Genomic DNA, 17,772 nt, shown 5'->3' on the forward strand with positions numbered 1-17,772 from the left:
CGCCGGTGCGGCGACAAACCAGCAAGGGAGATGCACAATGACGGCACATCAGAATGGCACAGGCGAGCAGACGACGCGGCTCGCGATGAAGACACCACCGGTCGTTTCGCCTGACGCGTGGGAGGCCGCGCGCCAGCAGTTGCTCGTGAAGGAGAAGACTGTGACCCGGGCTCGCGACGCACTGGCCGCCGAGCGCCGGCGGATGCCGTGGATGGCGGTGGAGAAGACCTATACGTTCGAGGGCCCCGACGGAAAGGTGAGCCTGCTCGACCTGTTCGAGGGCCGCCGTCAGCTGATCGTCTACCGCGCCTTCTTCGAGCCCGGCGTATTCGGCTGGCCCGACCACGCTTGCCGCGGCTGCTCGCTGGGGGCGGACCAGGTCGGCAATCTTGCCCATCTGAACGCCCGCGACACCACGCTTGCCTACGCCTCGCGCGCACCGCAGGCCGACATTGCGCGGCTGAAGGCGCGGATGGACTGGAAGATGCCCTGGTACACCATCACCGACAGCTTCGATGCCGATTTCGGCGTTGACGAATGGCACGGCCACAACGTGTTCATCCGCGACGGTGATCGCGTGTTCCGTACCTACTTCATTAACAACCGCGGCGACGAGGCGATGGGGACCGTATGGAGCTATCTCGACCTGTCGCCGCTCGGCCGCCAGGAGGTTTGGGAGGATTCGCCCGAGGGCTATCCGCAGACGCCGACGTACAAGTGGTGGAACTGGCACGACAATTACGGCGCCGAAGCCGTTCCCGACAAAAAGTGGGTCGAGGTGTCGGACGCCGGAGAGGCCGCGTTCCGGAACCGCACTGAATAGAACGTCTTTGGCGTCGCGCAAATGCGGCCAGGACAATTGGAGGAGCGGGATGCACGGTTCGACCGCATCCCGCTCGCTATGCAGGACAACGGACATGAGCGAGATTCATGCAGGCGGATCCACCGGCGATGCGAGCCCGGCCGGCCATAGTGCAGCCGATTGGCTGTCCTTTGCGGCCGCGCCGACCTTCGCAACCATGGCGCTGCTGACGCTTCTCGGCGGCGTGCCGGACATGATGTGCTCGACCGGGCAAGAGGCGTCACCGCTGGGCGGCATGGTCCCGATGTACCTGCTGATGAGCGGCTTTCATTTAGGACCTTGGCTGAAGCAGGTTTCCGGCCGGCGACGCCGCCGCAAATAGAGCTGTACCGGCCGACAAAGGCCCGTTCTGGTCGGGAAGACATCCCTCACCAGATCCACTCGCCCCTTCCCAAAACCGCTACCGCATCGACAATCCGGGTAAAGCTCGAGCGGGCGCGGCCGGCCGTGTGCCTGGCGCGCAAATAGCCATGCACCAGCCCCGGCTCCTCGAGCCACCAGGCGCGCCCGCCCGCGGCAACGATGCGGTCGCGATAGGCTTCGCCGTCCGACGACAGCGGGTCGCATTCAGCGGTGATCACGACGGTGGGCGGAAGATTGGCGAACTCGGCGTCGGCGAGCGGCCACAGAGTGAGATCGCCGGTGCGATCGTCGCCACCGGTCCTGATGTCCCTGTAGAAAACGAGGTCGCGCGCGGTAAGCATCGGCGCCTCCGCGTGGGTGACGTAGGAACCGGCGGAGCTGTCGCCGCCAAGGCCGGGATAGACCAGAATCTGGCCGATCGGCTTGCGCGCATGGCCGCGCGTTGCGTGACTGACAGCGGCGGCGAGATTGCCGCCGGCACTGTCGCCGCAGAGCAGGACAGGACGCTCGTAAGTCGCCGCCGCCCATTCGAAGGCGCTGATGGCGTCGTCGAAGGCGGCCGGATGAAGGTGCTCAGGCGCCAGCCGGTAGTCGACCGAAACCACTTCATAGCCGGTGCGGCCGCAAAGCTCGGCGCAGAGGTCGTCGTGGCTGTCGAGCCCGCCGAGGATAAAACCGCCGCCATGGAAATAAAGCACCATCGCCGAAGCTTCCGGCGCCGGGGCGCGGTAGACGCGGATCGGAATGTGCCAGGGTGTGGCAATGGCGGTGGTTTCCGCCGTGACGCCTTGGGGATAGCCGGCAAAGAACTCGCGGCACATCCGGTTGTAGATCTCGCGCTGCTCGGCGATGGTGTAGTCGATCGTATCGGGCGGATAATAAGAATTGGTCCGCTCGATGAAGGCCCAGGTCTCGGCGTCGATGAGGGTTTTGTAGTCGGTCATGGGCGCTGAATGGATCGCAATGAATCCGCCTGAACACCCTCCTCTGGCCTGCCGGCCATCTTCCCCTCAAGTGGGGAGATCGGCAGCTTCGGCGAAACCGCCTTTTCTCCGGCGTCGACAATTGGCGAAAGCGATGATGACATCCAATCTCCCCCCTTGAGGGGGAGATGTCCGGCAGGACAGAGGGGGGTGAGCGCCATCATTCCTGCAATACCACTACTTCCCCTTCCACACCGGATCGCGCTTCTCGGCAAAGGCGCGAAAGCCCTCGAGATTGTCCTCCGAGCCGTAGAGTGCGTCAACCGTCGACAGTTGCCGGCGCGTCACCCGGTTCATCGCGTCCTGGAAAGTCAGCGATTCTGCGACCCGGGCCGTCTCCTTGATCGCGGCGAAGACCAGCGGCGGGCCGCTGGCGAGCAGCCGCGCGATCTCCCAGACGCGGTCCTCCAGTCTTTCCTTGGGCAGCACCTCGTTGACCAGGCCCCATCGATGCGCCTCGGCGACATCCATCCAGCGGCCGGTGAGCAGAAGGTCCATGGCGACATGGTAGGGGATGCGCTTCGGCAGCTTGATCGTCGCCGCATCGGCAAGCGTGCCGGCGCGGATTTCGGGCAGCGCGAAGGAGGAGTGATCCGATGCATAGATGAGGTCGCAGGATAGCGCCAGTTCGAAGCCGCCGCCGACCGCCATGCCGTTGACGCAGGCGATCACCGGCTTGTTGAGATCGCGCAGTTCCTGCAGCCCGCCGAAGCCGCCGACGCCGTAGTCGCCGTCGACCGCGTCGCCGCCGGCCGCGGCCTTCAGGTCCCAGCCGGCGCAGAAGAACTTGTCACCGGCGGTCTTGACGATGGCGACGCGCAAGTCGGGATCGTCGCGAAACGCCTTGAAAGTCTCGCCCATCAGCCGCGACGTCTTCAGGTCGATGGCATTGGCCTTGGGCCGGTCGAGCGTGACTTCGAGGACAGCGCCTTCGCGGCGGGTCGAAATGATTTCAGACATTCTTCTTGTCTCCAAGCACCAGCAGCGCATCGGCGATCCAGGCGCCCTTGCCTTCGGTGCAGACGATCAGCGGATTGATGTCGAGTTCCTCGATCTCGCCGGCGTTTTGCTGCACGAAAGCGGCAATGCCCGATATCGCATCGATTGCCGCTGCGACATCGGCCTTCGGCCGACCGCGATAGCCGTCGAGCAGCGGGAACAGTTTCAGCCCGCGCAAAGCGGCCTCGATATCGTCGCGGGTCGCCGGCAGCATCAGCGTGACGCTGTCGCGCAACAGCTCGACCAGCACGCCGCCGGTGCCGAGCGTCATCACCGCGCCGAACATCGGGTCGCGGGTGAAGCCGACGAGCAGCTCGGCGACGCCGTCGCGCACCATGCGCTCGACATAAAGGCCCGTGCCGAGCGGGCCGAGATCGTGGGCGGCGGTGCTGACGGATTCGGCATCCCTCAAATTGAGCCGGACCGCGTCGAGCTCGGACTTGTGGATGACACCAAGGGCCTTCAGCGCCACCGGGAAGCCGAGCGCCATCGAGGAGATGACAGCTTCGACCGCGTTGCCGGCGCGCTCGCCCTTCGGCACGGGGAGCCCGGCCTCAATGAGCCGCGCCTTCGCCTCGGCCTCGTCCGGCGTGACATGGTCGCCGACCGGCGCGCCGGACGCCGAAGTGTCGATCGGCTGCGCCTGCGGCTCGCGCCAGGCCCAGCCGATGAAGGCCGCCGCCTGGGCGGCGTCCATGGCTTCGGAGATGCCGAACAGCGGCACCATGCCCCGCGCCATCAGGCCGGCAGTGTATTCCTCGGGCAGGTTCTCCGGCAGCGAGGAGACGATCGCGCCTTGCGCGCTGTTGGTCTTCAGCGCCACTTCGAAGGCGCGCAGCGTCGCCCACCAGTCGGTGTCCGAGCAGCGGTCGGGGCGCGGGAAATCGAGCACCAGCATGTTGAGGTCGAAGCCGCCCGACACCATCGCGGTGAAGGTGGCGGTCATCGCCGGCTCGTTGTTCCAGATGAAGGTGTGGTAGTCGAGCGGGTTGGCCACCGCGACCAGCGGCCCGAGCGTCGATTTGACATGCGCGCGGTGCTCGGGGGTGAGTGGCGGAAACGTCACCCAGCGGCCTTCGGCGCTGTCGGCCATCACCGACGCCTCGCCGCCCGAACAGCTCATCGACGACAGCCGGTAGCCGGGCAGGGGGCCGGTGACGTGCAGCAGCTTGAGCGCCTCGATGAAGGCCGGGATCGAATCGATGCGGGCGATGCCGAGCCGCTTCAGGAAGGCGCCGGACGCTGCGTCCGAGCCGGCCAGCGACGCGGTATGGGAAACGGTCGCCTGCCGCGCCTGCTCGGAGCGGCCGACCTTCATGGCGATGACAGGCTTTTTCAGCTCGCGCGCCCGTGCCGCCAGCCTTTCGAAGCCGGCTACCGAATCGAAAGCCTCGATATGCAAGCCGAGCGCGGTGACACGGTCGTCCTCGATCAGGCCGAGCGCCATTTCGGAAAGCCCGGTCTGCGCCTGGTTGCCGGCGGTCATCAGAAAGGCGATCGGCAGGCCGCGCTTCTGCATCGTCATATTGATGGCGATGTTCGACGACTGGGTGATGATGGCAACGCCGCGACCGCCTTCTGGCAGCCTGATGCCGCCATGCTGGTCGGGCCACAAAAGCGCGCCGTCGGCATAGTTGATGAGCCCGTAGCAGTTCGGCCCGATGATTGGCATTTGGCCCGCCGCCGCGACCAGCTCGGCCTGCAGCCGCTCGCCGTCCTCGTCATAGGCCTCGGTTTCGAGGAAGCCGGCGGCGAAGCAGACCGCACCGCCGGCGCCGCGCTCGGCCAGTGCCTTGACCACTTCGATGGTCAAGTGCCGGTTGACGCCGACGAAAGCGGCATCCGGCGCACCGGGCAATTCGGCCACCGAGCGATAGGCCTTGCGGCCGGCGACCTCGGCCTTGCTCGGATGCACCGGCCAGATCTCGCCGGCAAAGCCCATCTTGATCGATTGCGCGACGACGGCGGCAGCCTGCGCGCCACCGAAGACCGCGATTGTCCGCGGGCGCAAAAGGCGCTCAAGTTTGTGCATGAACACCCTCCTCTGCCCTGCCCTCTTTGCCAAAACTTGGCATCTCCCCCTCAAGGGGGGAGATTGGCAGTTGGGCCGCCGGCCCCAGGCATGCAACGGCAATAACTGGCGAAATCAGGAATGGCGGCCGATCTCCCCCCTTGAGGGGGAGATGTCCGATAGGACAGAGGGGGGCGCGAAGGAATGCAAACATTGCGCTGTTCAGCCCCCGAACGGGCGCAGCAGCGCCCGCGAGATGATGTGGCGCTGGATTTCCGAGGTGCCTTCCCAGATGCGCTCGACGCGGGCGTCGCGCCAGATGCGCTCGAGCGGCAAATCGTCCATCAGCCCCATGCCGCCATGGATCTGGATCGCCTCGTCGGCGACAAAGGCGAGCATCTCGGTGGCCTTCAGTTTGGCCATGGCCATGTCCTGGTCGGTGACGGTACCCTGATCGTACTTCCAGCCGGCTTCGAACACCATCAGGTCGGCGGCCTTCAGCTCGGTCGCCATGTCGGCGAGCTTGAACGACACGCCCTGGAACTTGCCGATCGGCTGGCCGAACTGCTGGCGCTGCGCGGCGTATTCGACGGCGTGGCCAAGCGCCCGCTCGGCGCGGCCGAGGCAGGTGGCGCCGACCTGCAGGCGCGTTGCGCCAAGCCACGAATTGGCGACGTCGAAGCCTTTGTGGACCTCGCCCAGAACCTGACTGGCCGGCAACCGGCAATCGTCGAATTCGAGGATGGCATTGGTGTAGCCGCGATGCGAGACGTTGCGGTAGCCGTCGCGCACCGTAAAACCCTTGGTGCCCTTATCGACAAAGAAGGCGGTGATCTTCTTGCGTTTTCCACGCGAAGACCCTTCCTCACCCGAGGCCATGAAGACGATGGCGAAATCGGCGAGGTCCGCATGGCTGATGAAATGCTTGGTGCCGTTCAGCACCCAGTCGTCGCCGTCTTGCACGGCGGTTGCCTTCATGCCGCGCAGATCGGAGCCGGCGCCCGGCTCGGTCATTGCCAGGCAATCCCATTTCTCGCCGCGAATGCAGGGAAACAGATATTTTTCGCGCTGCTCCGGCGTGCCGGCGAGAAGGATGTTCGAAGGCCGCGCCACGCAGGTCCAATGCAGCGCGTAATTGGCGCGGCCGAGTTCCTTTTCATAGAGCAGCCAGGTCACCGTATCGAGCCCGGCGCCGCCGACATCGGCCGGCATGTTGGCGGCATAGAGGCCGGCTTCGATCGCCTTGGCCTTGATCTCCTCGATCAGCTCGCGGCGCAGCACGCCGGTACGCTCCACTTCGCGCTCATGTGGGTAAAGCTCGTTCTCGACGAAGGCCCGCGTCGTCTCGACGATGAGCTTCTGCTCCTCCGAAAGACCAAAATCCATGGTCTCAGCCTTTCTTCCTTTTCTTCGGCTTTTCAGCCTTTGCCTTTTCGGCCGCCTTGGAGGCGGTGGGCTTCTTGGCCGCGAGCTTGGCCAGCTGCCTGGTGTAGTCCTTATGCAGGGCGCCGGCACCCCAGCCTTTGGCTTTGTTCTGCTTCGACAGTGCCTCCATGATGGCGACCAGATTGTCGTCGCGGATCTTTTCGAGCTCGCGGATCGACAGACCGTGCGCCTGGTCGTCCGACTGCGTGGCGATCAGCTCGACCAGCTCATCGTTGAACTCCGGCACGTCCATCAGCTTGGTCCACGGCCATTTCAGGCACGGGCCGAACTGCGCCATGAAGTGGCGCATGCCGGCCTCGCCGCCGGCGACGCGATAGACCTGGAACATGCCCATCTGCGCCCAGCGCAGGCCGAAGCCGTAGCGCATGATGTCGTCGAGCTCCTCGACCGTGCAGATGCCGTCCTTGACCAGCCACAGCGCCTCGCGCCAGGCCGCTTCGAGCAGCCGGTCGCCGACGAACGCTTCGATCTCCTTGCGGATCACCACCGGCTTCATGCCGATCGAGGCATACATCTCCTTGGCGACTTCGATCGCCTCGGGAAAGGTCTGTTCGCCGCCGACGATTTCGACCAGCGGCAGCAGATAGACGGGGTTGAACGGATGGCCGACGACCAGCCGCTCCGGGTGCTTCTTCATCGCCACCTGCATGTCGGTCGGCTTGATGCCGGAGGTGGAGGAGCCGATAATGGCGTTGGCCGGCGCATAAAGGTCGATCTCGGCCAGCACGCGGTGCTTCAAGTCGAGCCGCTCCGGCACGCTTTCCTGGATGAAGTCGGCGTCGGCCACCGCCTCGGCGATCGTCTTGGCGAAGGTAAGCTTGCCCTCCTTCGGCAGGCCGCCGGGCAGCATCTGCTTGTAGGCGCGTCGCGCTCCCTTCATCACCTCGCCGACCTTGCGTGACGCCTCGGGGTCGGGATCGAAGATCGACACGTCGATGCCGTTGAGCAGCAGCCGCGCCACCCAGCCGGCGCCGATGACGCCGCCGCCGATGGCGGCCGCCTTGTTGATGATGCTCATGCGGAAGCTCCGGTTCTTGTGCGGGCTGTTGCGGGGTCGGTGAGGGCGACACGCTCGCCGGCACGGATCACGGATGCGTCATAGGCCTTGCGCGCGAACACTTCGAGCACGAAGGGCCGGAAGAAATCGATCGGCAATGTCTCGTAGTCGGGATCGAAGCTCGACTGATCCCAGCGTTCGCAAAACTCATCGCAATCGTCGAAGTAGATGTGCCCGGCGAAACGGTCGCGGGCGTGTGGATTACCGCCGAGGTGGTGGGCGTAATAGAGGCGCTGGAAATCGCCGTGCTTCTCCACCACCCAGGTGCATTGCTCGCGCACAAAAGGCTTCAGGATCGACGCCGCATACTCGTCGTGGTTATAGGGCGCGTAGATGTCGCCGATATCGTGCAGCAAGGCGCAGGCAATCCAGTCGGTGTCGGCGCCGTCGCGCCAGGCCCGTGTTGCCGCTTGCAGTGAATGGCCGAGCCGGGTGATCTTGTAGCCCGAGAGGCCCGCATCAAGCTGGACGAGCGCGTCGAGCAGCCGCTCGCCGGTCTTTACCGCATAGTCGATCTCGTGCTCGGTGAGGAACGCATAGTCCTCGCGGTCGCCGTCCTTCATGGCGGTGAATTTCACGGTCTTCATCGGCGGCTCCTCCCAACCGGCTACCGGCTTTTCAAAGCGGTGCGCGCTTCGTCAGGTTCAGCTTCTTGCGGACTTCGTCCGGGCCGATGACCCTGGCGCCCATATTCGACACGATGCTGACCGCCCGCTCGACCAGCTGCGCATTGGTCGCCAGCACGCCCTTGTCGAGCCAGAGATTATCCTCCAGTCCGACGCGGACATTGCCGCCGGCCAGCACCGCGGCCGCGACATAGGCCATCTGGTTGCGGCCAATGGCAAAGGCCGACCAGTTCCAGGTCGACGGTACATTGTTGACCATGGCCATGAAGGTGTTGAGGTCGTCCGGCGCGCCCCACGGCACGCCCATGCACAATTGCACCAGCGCGTCCGGCTTCAGCACTTCTTCCTCGACCAATTGCTTGGCGAACCACAGATGCCCGGTGTCGAAGGCCTCGATCTCCGGCTTGACGCCGAGCGCCGTCATCATGCCGCCCATGGCACGCAGCATGCCGGGCGTATTGGTCATGACATAATCGGCCTCGGCGAAATTCATCGTGCCGCAATCGAGCGTGCAGATTTCCGGCAGGCACTGGCGCACATGTTCCATGCGGTTGCTCGCGCCGCCCATGTCCGTGCCTTTTTCGTTCAGCGGCAGCGGCTTCTCCGGCGGGCCGAATACCATGTCACCCCCCATGCCGGCGGTCAGGTTCAGCACCACGTCGACGTCTGCCGCGCGGATGCGCTCGGTTACTTCGCGATAGAGATGCACGTCGCGCCTAGGCTTGCCGGTCTCGGGATCGCGCACATGGCAGTGCACGATTGCAGCACCTGCCTTTGCCGCCTCGATGGCCGAATCGGCGATCTCTCTGGGCGAGCGCGGCACATGCGGGCTGCGGTCCTGCGAACCGCCGGACCCGGTCACGGCACAGGTAATGAAAACCTCACGGTTCATCGCTAACGGCATCGGACTCTCTCCCAATAGAACGTAGGGCAAGAATGCCTGACTTGCCGGAAACTGTTTTGCGTTTTACGAAGATCGTGTGACCAAAAACGAAAAACCGACGATCTTTCGGGCCGAGCGTTTGCCGCTCAAGGTAACGCTGCTGGTATTCTCCGGCTCGTCGATCATGTGCGTCGCGTCGGCCGTCGATCCGTTGCGCGCCGCCAACCGCATTGCCGGTGAGACGCTGTTCGATTTCAGGCTGGTCTCGGTGACAGGCGAGGCGCCGGTCACCACATGCGGCCTGCCGGTGGTGGTCAGCGGCCGCTTCGATGCGGCTGACACAACCGATATGCTGGTCGTCGTCGCCGGCTTCGGCACGCAGAACTACGCCACATCGGCCCTGCTGTCCGGACTGCGCCGGGCGGCGCGCGCGGCACGCGCCTGCGGCGGCGTCGAGGCCGGCACCTGGCTGGTTGCCCGCGCGGGTCTGCTGGAGGGGCGCAGCGCCACCACCCACTGGGAGGACATGGAGGATTTCTCGTCGGCCTTTCCCGGCGTCGACGTGCGCCCCGACCGCTACGTCATCGATGGCCCGGTGTTCACCACCGGCGGCGCCTCGCCGACCTTCGACCTGATGCTGCATCTGATCCGCACGCGGCTCGGCATGGCCGTGGCGCTCGATGTCGCGAGCGTCTTCATCTACGACCAGGCGCGCGCCGCGACGGACGCGCAACCGCTGGTCTCGCTCGGCCGTCTCGACGGCTACGATCCCAGGCTGGCGCAAGCCATCCGGCTGATGGAAGCGCATGTCGACCAGCCGCTGACTGTCGCCGCCGTGGCAAAGCGCGCCGGGGTGACGGCACGGACGCTGGAAAGCATCTTTCGCAAGTCGATCGGCGAAACGCCCGGCGCTTATTACCTCAGGCTGCGCCTCGGCGCCGCGCGCCGGCTGGTGGTCGACACGCGCATCGCCATGGCGGACATTGCCGGGCGAACGGGGTTTTCGTCCGCCGCGGCATTTTCCAGAGCGTTTTCAAGAGCGTTCGGCGAAGCGCCGGTCAGGCTGCGTCGGGGATAATGCATGTCGCCCCAAAAGTGCGGAGCGGTTTTGGGATAACGACATGCATAGACAAAGGTAGATCAGGCAGCGTCCTGGCGGTCGCTGCTGCCGTCGATCTGCGAGCGCATCTGTCTCGCAAGATGGGTCTCGAAGCGGCTGGCGACCGCGCGATCCCATTCGTTTGCACTCAGCGCACCTTGTTTCGGGTGCGGCAGCGCCATCAGCCGGTCGATGATCGATCCAGCCTCGCCAGATGAGAGCAGGGCGTCGATTTCGCGTTCGTGCTGCATATCGTTTCGCCTCCTTCTTTCTGAATCCCGCCACGAACCACACTATAGGAGGTTCGTGACGGCTGTTTGAAGGCAAGAGCGAGGCGATTGATGGGCGATGCCGGGCAAAGTTTTGTCCGCCGCCGCCCATCTTGGGCACGATCGTTCCGGCAGGTCAGGCAGTGCTTCAGCCAAGCCGCATCGACAGTTCAACATCCTCGCCGAACGGCGTGGACATGTAGCCACTCCCGGTCGAGCGCACCCGCTCGAGGTATTCGGGGCAAAGATCTGCGTTGTCGGCAACGACGAAGGCGCCCGGCCTGAGGCGGCTTTCAACCAGACTCAAGATCTCGGGATAGAGCGCTTTGGCGCCGTCGAGCAGAAGCAGGTCGACCGTTTCGGGAAGATCGACGCTTAATGTTTGCAGCGCGTCTCCTTCGCGGATTTCCACCATGTCGATGAGACCACCTGCTGTCAGATTACTCCTCGCGCGCGCGACCTTGGATGGCTCGAACTCGCTGGTGATCAGGCGGCCGCCGCCATTGTCCCGCAAGGCTGCGGCAAGGTGCAGGGTCGAGATGCCGAACGAGGTTCCAAATTCAACGATCGTCCGTGCATCGCTGCCTCGTGCCAGCATGTAGAGCAGCGTGCCAGTCTCTCGCGAGACGGGAAGCCAGAGGTCCTTTAGCCGCCCATAGAAATCGAGGTATTCGGTCTTGCTCCGAACGAGGCGCATCCGCTCCTCGGCGGAGAGTTCCGCCACCGCGGGGCTCGTTGCGGCGGCGGCTTCCTCGAACAGGCGGTCCAGCAGGGGCGCGAGCGGCGTTGTCGTCAGTGTGGTCATATCGGTCTCCAGTCGGAATTGAATGCGTTCTTGTGCGGCATTCAAAATACGACTAATCATTCGCATTCACTAATCGCATTGGCGCGGCTCTCAATGAGCGATCACCGAAGTCCGCGGATTTCCTCGCGAAAACAGCCGAAGCAGGCCCGCTCGGCGGAGCTCGTCGCTGCGATTTTGCAGGCTGCTGTTCAGGTTTTGGCGAGGGAAGGCGCGCAGCGCTTCACCACGGCGCGGGTGGCCGAGAAGGCCGGTGTCAGTGTCGGATCGCTGTATCAGTATTTTCCGAACAAGGCGGCGATCCTGTTCCGGCTCCAGAGCGACGAATGGCGGCAGACGACCGATTTGCTGCGCGACATCCTCGAGGACGTGAGGAAACCGCCACTTGACCGGCTGCGCGACCTGGTCCACGCCTTCCTCCGCTCGGAGTGTGAGGAGGCCGCGGTGCGTGTGGCGCTCGACGACGCCGCACCGCTTTACCGCGACGCGCCCGAGGCGCAGACGGCAAGGGCGTCCGGAGACCGCACCATCCAGCTCTTCATGCAGGAAGCGTTGCCCAACGCCGCGCAAGCGACTCGCGAATTGGCCGGCGATCTGGTCATGACGACGCTCAGCACGGTGGGGAAGCAGTTCTCGGAGTTGCCCCGAACCCCCGCGGAGATTGAAGCCTACGCCGACGCCATGGCCGACATGTTCTGCGCCTACCTGAGAGGCCTCGATCACGGCTAAGACGCGCCAAACCCGGTCAGCGAACAGGCCACGCGAGTTTCACACGGGGCAAAACCTTCGTCGGTTCAGCCCCGCGGAAAGCCGTCTTTAGCCGGCGGCCGCTGAACAATGTGGCCGTGAAAACGGTACGCCTCAGACGTACCGGTTGACGATGGTTTCGAGCAATTCCTGGCGGCCGGATCTGGGCTGCGGCTCGATCTTCTCCTTGACGACGCGCTCGGCGATTTCCTCCAGCGTGCGCTTGCCGGCAAGCATCGCCTTGGCCTCGGCCGAATCCCAGCCGGCATAGCGCTCGGCGAGCGGGGCGGACAGCGCCTTGTCCTCGACCATGCGTGCCGCTGCCTTGAGGCCGCGGGCGCAACAATCCATGCCGCCGATGTGGCCAATCAGCAGGTCCTGCGGATCGAGCGACTGGCGCCTGAGCTTGGCATCGAAATTGGTGCCGCCGGTCTTGAAGCCGCCGGCCTGCAGCACCTGATAATAGGCGAGTGCCATCTCCGGTACATTGTTCGGGAACTGGTCGGTATCCCAGCCCGACTGGTAGTCGTTGCGGTTCATATCGATCGAGCCGAAAATGCCGAGCGCATTGGCCAGCGCCAACTCATGTTCGAACGAATGGCCGGCCAGGATGGCGTGGCCCTGCTCGATGTTGAGCTTGACCTCGTTCTCCAGTCCGAAACGCTTGAGGAAGCCATAGACGGTGGCGACGTCGTAATCATACTGGTGCTTGGTCGGCTCCTGCGGCTTCGGCTCGATCAGGATGGTGCCTTCGAAGCCGATCCTGTGCTTGTAATCGACGACCAGGTTGAGGAAACGGCCGGCCTGTTCCTGTTCGCGGGCAAGGTCGGTGTTGAGCAGCGTCTCATAGCCCTCGCGGCCGCCCCACAGCACGTAGTTCTCGCCGTTCAGCCGCTTGGTGACGTCGATGCAGTGTTTCACCGTCGCCGCCGAATAGGCAAAGACGTCCGGATCGGGATTGGTGGCGGCGCCTGACATGAAGCGGCGGTTGGAGAACAGGTTGGCCGTGCCCCACAGCAGCTTGACGCCGGTCTGCTTCATCTTTCCCGAGAAGTAATCGGCGATCTCGTCGAGCCGCGCCGCACTTTCGGAAAAGTCCCGGCCCTCCGGCCGCACGTCGGCATCGTGGAAGCAGAAATAAGGCGCGCCCAGCAGCGAAAACATCTCGAAGGCGACGTCGGCCTTGAGTTTGGCCAGCTCCATGGTGTCGGTGCCGCCGGCCTTGGGGAACCATGGCCGGTCGAACGTCTGGCCGCCGAACGGATCGCCGCCCGGCCAGGCGAAGGAATGCCAATAAGCGACGGCAAAGCGCAGATGGTCTTCCAGCCGCTTGCCGGCGACGATCTCGTCGGGATTGTAGAACCGGTAGGCCAGCGGATTGGTCGAATCCGGTCCCTCGTATTTGATCTGTTGGATGTCGCCGAAAAAACCGCTGCTCATGTTCTTTTCCTCTCGCATGGTTCGGCCTGATTACCTCAGGCGTAATTGGTTTCGCGCTGAAGCTGGTCGAAAAGGCTCATGTCAAAGCCACCCAACGAAGGAGACAGACCATGACCGACCTCAACACCATTGCCGAAAACTACATCGCCGCCTGGAACGAGAGCGACGACGCGCGCAGAAAAGCCTTGCTCGAGGCAACCTTCACCGAGGACGTCGGCTATCGCGATCCGATCATGCGGGGCGACGGCCATGACGGCATCGCGGCGCTGATCGACGGCGTGCAGCAGCGCTTTGCCGGCTTTAGGTTCTCGCTGAAAGGCAAGCCGGACGGCTTCGCCGATACCATCCGCTTTTCGTGGAATCTTGGGCCGGACGGCATCGAATCCGTCATCGAAGGCACGGATATCGGCGTCATCGAAAATGGCCGGCTGAAAAGCGTCACCGGCTTTCTCGACAAAGTGCCGGCACAATGAGGCCTTCTCGGCAGGCCGCGGCGTGGGCGGGAAACCGTTCACGCCGTGGCGCCTCTGATCGCCGGATAAAGCTGGCGATAGCGCTGATAGGCTTGCGCATAGGCGTCACCGAGGGCGGCGACCGGCTCGACCGTGGCGTCGGTCGCCGGCGCCGCGCAGACGGCGCGCGGATCGGCACCGGTCGCCGCGATCAGGCCAAGTCGGGCCGCGCCAAAGGCAGCGCCGAAATCGCCGTCGGCTGGAATATCGACTGGCAGGCCAAGCGCTGTGGCGATGGCCTTCAGCCAATAGCGCGAGCGCGAGCCGCCGCCGATCGCCGTCACCCGGGTCAGCGTCGTGCCGGCTTTGGCCAGAGCTTCGAGGCTGTCGCGGAAAGCGAAAGCGACGCCTTCGAGCACGGCCTGGGTCAGCGCCGCGCGGCCGGATTCGTGGGCAAGCCCGGTAAACGCGCCCCGAATGACGGAATCATTGTGAGGCGTCCGCTCGCCTGACAGGTACGGCAGGAAGGAGACACCGGCCGGCGCCTGCAGCGCATCGCCGAGTTCGGCGGTCAACTCGCCGGCGCTTTTTCCAGCGATCCCCGACAGCCAGTTGAGCGAATCGGTTGCCGACAGGATGACGCCCATCTGGTGCCAGGTGCCGGGCAGTGCGTGGCAGAATGTGTGCACGGCGCTTTCCGGGTTGGGCAGATACGACGCGTTGGCGGCGAAAAGCACGCCGGACGTGCCGAGCGAGACGAACGCCTGCCCGGCGCCGACCGTGCCCATGCCGCAGGCCGAAGCCGCATTGTCGCCGGCACCGCCGGCGATCGGGATGCCCGCCTGCATGCCCCATTTCGCGGCCAGTTCGGCGCGCAAGGCACCGGCCTTGGCCGTGCCTTCGACCAGCGACGGCATCTGGCTTTCGTCGAGCGATGTGGCGGCGAGCAGTTCGGCGGACCAGGCTCGTTTGCCGACATCGAGCCACGACGTGCCAGCCGAATCCGACATTTCCGAAATATGCTCGCCGGCGAGCCAGAGCCGCAAAAAGTCCTTCGGCAGCAGGACCTTTGCCACCTTGGCGAAAACAGCCGGTTCGTTGTTCTTGACCCAGGCCAGCTTTGGCGCGGTGAAACCGGGAAAGACGATGTTGCCGGTTAGCTTGCGAAAGCGCGGGTCGGCGTCGAGCGCGGCCGCCTCGGCGTGGCTGCGTGTATCGTTCCATAGGATGCAGGGGCGCAGCACCTGATCGGCGGCATCGAGCAGAGTGGCGCCATGCATATGGCCGGAAAGGCCGATGCCTTTGACCGCCGCGAGTTCCTTCGCATGCATTGACCGCAGCTCGCCGACCGCCGCTTCGCAGGCGCGGATCCAGTCGGCCGGGTTCTGCTCGGACCAGCCGGGATGCGGGCGCGACACGTCGAGCGGTGCATGGCCGGAACCGACGATGCTCTGCCTTGCATCGATCAGCAGCGCCTTGACGCCCGACGTGCCGAGATCGAGGCCGAGATACATGTTTCCTCCCATGTCCGTCATGCCTGGCGGCGACGGTCTTTCTTGCTTCCCTGCCCAGTCCTGTGACACGGGCGGCGAAGATATCCCGGCAATCGTGCCGCCGGAAACGCACCCCGGTCAACACGCGAAGATTTTTTCGACGCTCGAAAAAATCTGGCCGGGGCAGTTTTTAAGGCAAGATGTGGCCTTGGTCAATTCGCCGCGAGAGCGGTTGCACGCCGTGAAAACAGTGCCGACAACGGGCTGTCCGGCCGTGCCAGCGCGCGTTCCGCCGCAAGCGCCCTCGCCAGCGCGCCATCACCGGAACGCAATGCCGCCTCGATCAGCGTCAGGTCGATGACGTCGCGTTGTGCGTGGCTGCCGCCGAAGCGATGGGCGATTGCCCGGATCGGCCGGATCAGGCGTATCGTCCCGGCATAATTGCCCTCGCCGAATGCCTTGATGGCGAGCGTCAGGGGCTGGCCGACATCCCTGGTGAAAGCAGCGTTGTCGTCCTTGCCGCGGATCGCCTCGCGCTGCGCCTCGAGCAAGCCGCGGGCCGGCGCTTCGAGGCCGGCGCCGACAAACGCCATCATCGCGTGGGCGTCGTTGAAGGCATAATGGCCGGCGCTCGCCTTGGGCAACCAGTTGGCGGCGAGTGCCGTCCAGCGCTCGCCGACATCGACGCCGCCGAGATGCAGCCGCCACAGGATCGCCGAGGCATCGACCATGTTGAGCGCCAGCTTCGAGCGCTCGCCATAGATCGGCCCGTCGTAGAGCGCCAGCACCTCGTCGGTCTCGCCGAGATCATAATGGAACAGCGCCAGATGCCACCAATTATGCACCTGCAGGAAGCTTTCCCGCGTCCACGCTTCGGGATTGGCGCGCATCCACAGAATGCCGTCCTTCTGCCGGCTCTGCATCTCCATGACATGGGCCACCGCATGCTGGGCCCAGCCGTCGCGCGGCTCGAGATCCACCGCCGTGCGGCCAAGTTTTTCGGCGCGCGCGTAGTCGCCCATTTCCTCCAGGCCAAAGGCCTGCATCCCGAGTATGGCGTGATAGCCCGGCATGCCGCTCTGCCAGGACGGCAGCGCGCGGCCGATGCGGTCGCGCAGCATGCGCGCATTGCCGGTGAAGAAGTCGATCTGGTGGCCGGTCTGCAGCGCCAGCGCATCGAGCGGAAACTCGATGGCGATATCCTCCAGCACGCGGGCGGCCTCGTGCCAGCGTCCATCCGCAAGGTAGCCAAGGGCGGCGACATGCGCCTGCTCGCGCGTCGTCGCGGCAAGCGGCAGCGCCGCCTCGTGACATGCCTTGGCCACCGCCGTCGCTTCGCGCTCGGTGGCAAGGCCAAAGAGATAACCCTTGAACACATGCGCCATGACGAAGCCGGGATCTTCGGCGATTGCCCGGTCAATGGAACCGACCGGATCGCCGATGAAGCACTGCAATTCGCGAACAGCCCGGCTGTAGGACGAGAGCCCGGCCTCCGTCGCGCCAGACAGCGTCAGGCCAAATGCGTCGCTCACCGCCATGGTCTGTTCTCAGTTGCCCGAGCGCATCGCCACTGTCGCGATGCCGGCGCCGACCAGCAGCGTGCCGCCGGTGCGGTTGAAGATGCGGATCGCCTTTGGGTTGCGCACCACGTTGCGCGCCCTTGCCGCGATCAGCGCATAACCGAAGGCATTGGCGAAGGCGAGCGCCAGGAAGGTCGTCTCGAAGATCAGCATCTGTGTCCAGAAATCCGCATGCCGGTCGAGGAACTGCGGCAGGAAGGCGACAAAAAAGGTGATGCTTTTCGGATTGAGCGCGGTAACCAGCCAGGCATGCGCCATCATTTTCGCCGACGACACCGCATCGGTGCGCGGTTCGGCCCGGAGCGCGCCGCCGGCGCGAAACAGCTTGATGCCGAGATAGATCAGATAGCCGGCGCCGATCACCTTCAGCACGGTAAACACGGTGGCCGACGCCGCCAGCAGCGCGCCGATGCCCAGCATCGACAATGTCATCGCGGTGAAGTCGCCGAGCGCCACGCCGACTGCCATCGGCAGCGCGGTGCGCCAGCCCTGGCCGAGCGCATAGGACACCACCAGCAGGATGGTCGGACCTGGAATGACCAGAAGGACTGCCGAGGCGGCGGCAAAAGCGGCCCAGTTTTCGAAGGACATTTTCTTCTCCTTGAGCTCAAAGAAGAGGATAAATCCTTGGCCTCGCGCAGATGTAAAGAGGCAAAATCG

Annotated in this window: 18 protein-coding genes; 5 read left to right on the forward strand and 13 right to left on the reverse strand. The window is 64.7% G+C overall.

Features of this window, described 5'->3' with window-relative positions; translation table 11 throughout:
* Positions 1 to 37: 37 nt before the first annotated feature.
* Together NKJ32_RS03300 and NKJ32_RS03305 are read left to right on the forward strand one after the other, a co-directional pair.
* Positions 38 to 823: a DUF899 domain-containing protein gene (locus NKJ32_RS03300; protein WP_023677589.1), complete on the forward strand. Its 786-nt coding sequence runs from the start codon at positions 38 to 40 to the stop codon at positions 821 to 823.
* 94 nt (positions 824 to 917) lie between these two features.
* A complete protein-coding gene (locus NKJ32_RS03305) occupies positions 918 to 1,184 on the forward strand; it encodes a hypothetical protein (protein WP_352826789.1) in 267 nt (88 codons plus the stop codon).
* A 46-nt stretch (positions 1,185 to 1,230) separates the two neighbouring features.
* Here NKJ32_RS03305 and NKJ32_RS03310 read toward each other — a convergent pair whose 3' ends face one another.
* The 7 genes from NKJ32_RS03310 to bcoG form a co-directional block, all read right to left on the reverse strand.
* Entirely contained in the window at positions 1,231 to 2,169 is a 939-nt protein-coding gene (locus NKJ32_RS03310) for an alpha/beta hydrolase (protein WP_352590827.1), read from the reverse strand.
* Positions 2,170 to 2,385: 216 nt separating this feature from the next.
* Positions 2,386 to 3,168 (reverse strand): carnitinyl-CoA dehydratase, encoded by a 783-nt coding sequence (locus NKJ32_RS03315; protein ID WP_352451620.1) that lies wholly within the window; start codon positions 3,166 to 3,168, stop codon positions 2,386 to 2,388.
* Positions 3,161 to 5,239 (reverse strand): acetate--CoA ligase family protein, encoded by a 2,079-nt coding sequence (locus tag NKJ32_RS03320; RefSeq protein WP_352620661.1) that lies wholly within the window; start codon positions 5,237 to 5,239, stop codon positions 3,161 to 3,163. Before NKJ32_RS03320 ends, NKJ32_RS03315 begins: the two co-directional genes overlap by 8 nt.
* Positions 5,240 to 5,440: 201 nt before the next feature.
* A complete protein-coding gene (locus tag NKJ32_RS03325) occupies positions 5,441 to 6,604 on the reverse strand; it encodes an acyl-CoA dehydrogenase family protein (protein ID WP_352701691.1) in 1,164 nt (387 codons plus the stop codon).
* A gap of 4 nt (positions 6,605 to 6,608) precedes the next feature.
* Complete coding sequence (locus NKJ32_RS03330; RefSeq protein WP_352701688.1) at positions 6,609 to 7,682, reverse strand: 3-hydroxyacyl-CoA dehydrogenase NAD-binding domain-containing protein; 1,074 nt, start codon at positions 7,680 to 7,682, stop codon at positions 6,609 to 6,611.
* The gene (locus NKJ32_RS03335; protein WP_352620667.1) at positions 7,679 to 8,308 is read right to left on the reverse strand and encodes an HD domain-containing protein; all 630 of its coding nucleotides are present in this window, start codon (positions 8,306 to 8,308) and stop codon (positions 7,679 to 7,681) included. Before NKJ32_RS03335 ends, NKJ32_RS03330 begins: the two co-directional genes overlap by 4 nt.
* Positions 8,309 to 8,339: 31 nt before the next feature.
* Entirely contained in the window at positions 8,340 to 9,251 is a 912-nt protein-coding gene (gene bcoG / locus NKJ32_RS03340; RefSeq protein WP_352451615.1) for a 3-dehydrocarnitine:acetyl-CoA trimethylamine transferase BcoG, read from the reverse strand.
* A gap of 76 nt (positions 9,252 to 9,327) precedes the next feature.
* Here bcoG and NKJ32_RS03345 point away from each other — a divergent pair, with 76 nt between their 5' ends.
* A complete protein-coding gene (locus NKJ32_RS03345) occupies positions 9,328 to 10,308 on the forward strand; it encodes a GlxA family transcriptional regulator (protein WP_352634886.1) in 981 nt (326 codons plus the stop codon).
* A 62-nt stretch (positions 10,309 to 10,370) separates the two neighbouring features.
* On the opposite strand, the gene NKJ32_RS03350 is transcribed toward NKJ32_RS03345, so the two are convergent.
* Together NKJ32_RS03350 and NKJ32_RS03355 are read right to left on the reverse strand one after the other, a co-directional pair.
* Positions 10,371 to 10,580: a hypothetical protein gene (locus tag NKJ32_RS03350; RefSeq protein WP_023680243.1), complete on the reverse strand. Its 210-nt coding sequence runs from the start codon at positions 10,578 to 10,580 to the stop codon at positions 10,371 to 10,373.
* Positions 10,581 to 10,746: 166 nt separating this feature from the next.
* Positions 10,747 to 11,403, reverse strand: a complete 657-nt coding sequence (locus NKJ32_RS03355; RefSeq protein WP_352701686.1) for an O-methyltransferase — start codon at positions 11,401 to 11,403, stop codon at positions 10,747 to 10,749.
* Positions 11,404 to 11,496: 93 nt separating this feature from the next.
* Between NKJ32_RS03355 and NKJ32_RS03360 the strand changes: the two genes are divergently transcribed.
* Positions 11,497 to 12,129 carry a TetR/AcrR family transcriptional regulator gene (locus NKJ32_RS03360; protein ID WP_352634890.1) on the forward strand — a complete coding sequence of 211 codons (633 nt, stop codon included), beginning with the start codon at positions 11,497 to 11,499 and terminating at the stop codon, positions 12,127 to 12,129.
* 132 nt (positions 12,130 to 12,261) lie between these two features.
* Here NKJ32_RS03360 and xylA read toward each other — a convergent pair whose 3' ends face one another.
* A complete protein-coding gene (xylA, locus tag NKJ32_RS03365) occupies positions 12,262 to 13,587 on the reverse strand; it encodes a xylose isomerase (RefSeq protein ID WP_352826791.1) in 1,326 nt (441 codons plus the stop codon).
* Between the two features lie 110 nt (positions 13,588 to 13,697).
* Between xylA and NKJ32_RS03370 the strand changes: the two genes are divergently transcribed.
* On the forward strand, positions 13,698 to 14,060 hold the full coding sequence (locus NKJ32_RS03370) for a nuclear transport factor 2 family protein (protein WP_352568435.1): 363 nt from the start codon (positions 13,698 to 13,700) through the stop codon (positions 14,058 to 14,060).
* Positions 14,061 to 14,098: 38 nt separating this feature from the next.
* Here the strand turns inward: NKJ32_RS03370 and xylB are convergent, their stop codons facing one another.
* The 3 genes from xylB to NKJ32_RS03385 form a co-directional block, all read right to left on the reverse strand.
* On the reverse strand, positions 14,099 to 15,553 hold the full coding sequence (xylB, locus tag NKJ32_RS03375; protein WP_352568569.1) for a xylulokinase: 1,455 nt from the start codon (positions 15,551 to 15,553) through the stop codon (positions 14,099 to 14,101).
* Between the two features lie 191 nt (positions 15,554 to 15,744).
* Entirely contained in the window at positions 15,745 to 17,070 is a 1,326-nt protein-coding gene (locus NKJ32_RS03380) for a tetratricopeptide repeat protein (RefSeq protein ID WP_352568433.1), read from the reverse strand.
* 9 nt (positions 17,071 to 17,079) lie between these two features.
* Complete coding sequence (locus NKJ32_RS03385; protein ID WP_352568431.1) at positions 17,080 to 17,703, reverse strand: LysE family translocator; 624 nt, start codon at positions 17,701 to 17,703, stop codon at positions 17,080 to 17,082.
* Positions 17,704 to 17,772: the final 69 nt, after the last annotated feature.

Origin of the sequence: Mesorhizobium sp. M0159, from assembly GCF_040322295.1 — a bacterium.
GTDB lineage: Bacteria > Pseudomonadota > Alphaproteobacteria > Rhizobiales > Rhizobiaceae > Mesorhizobium.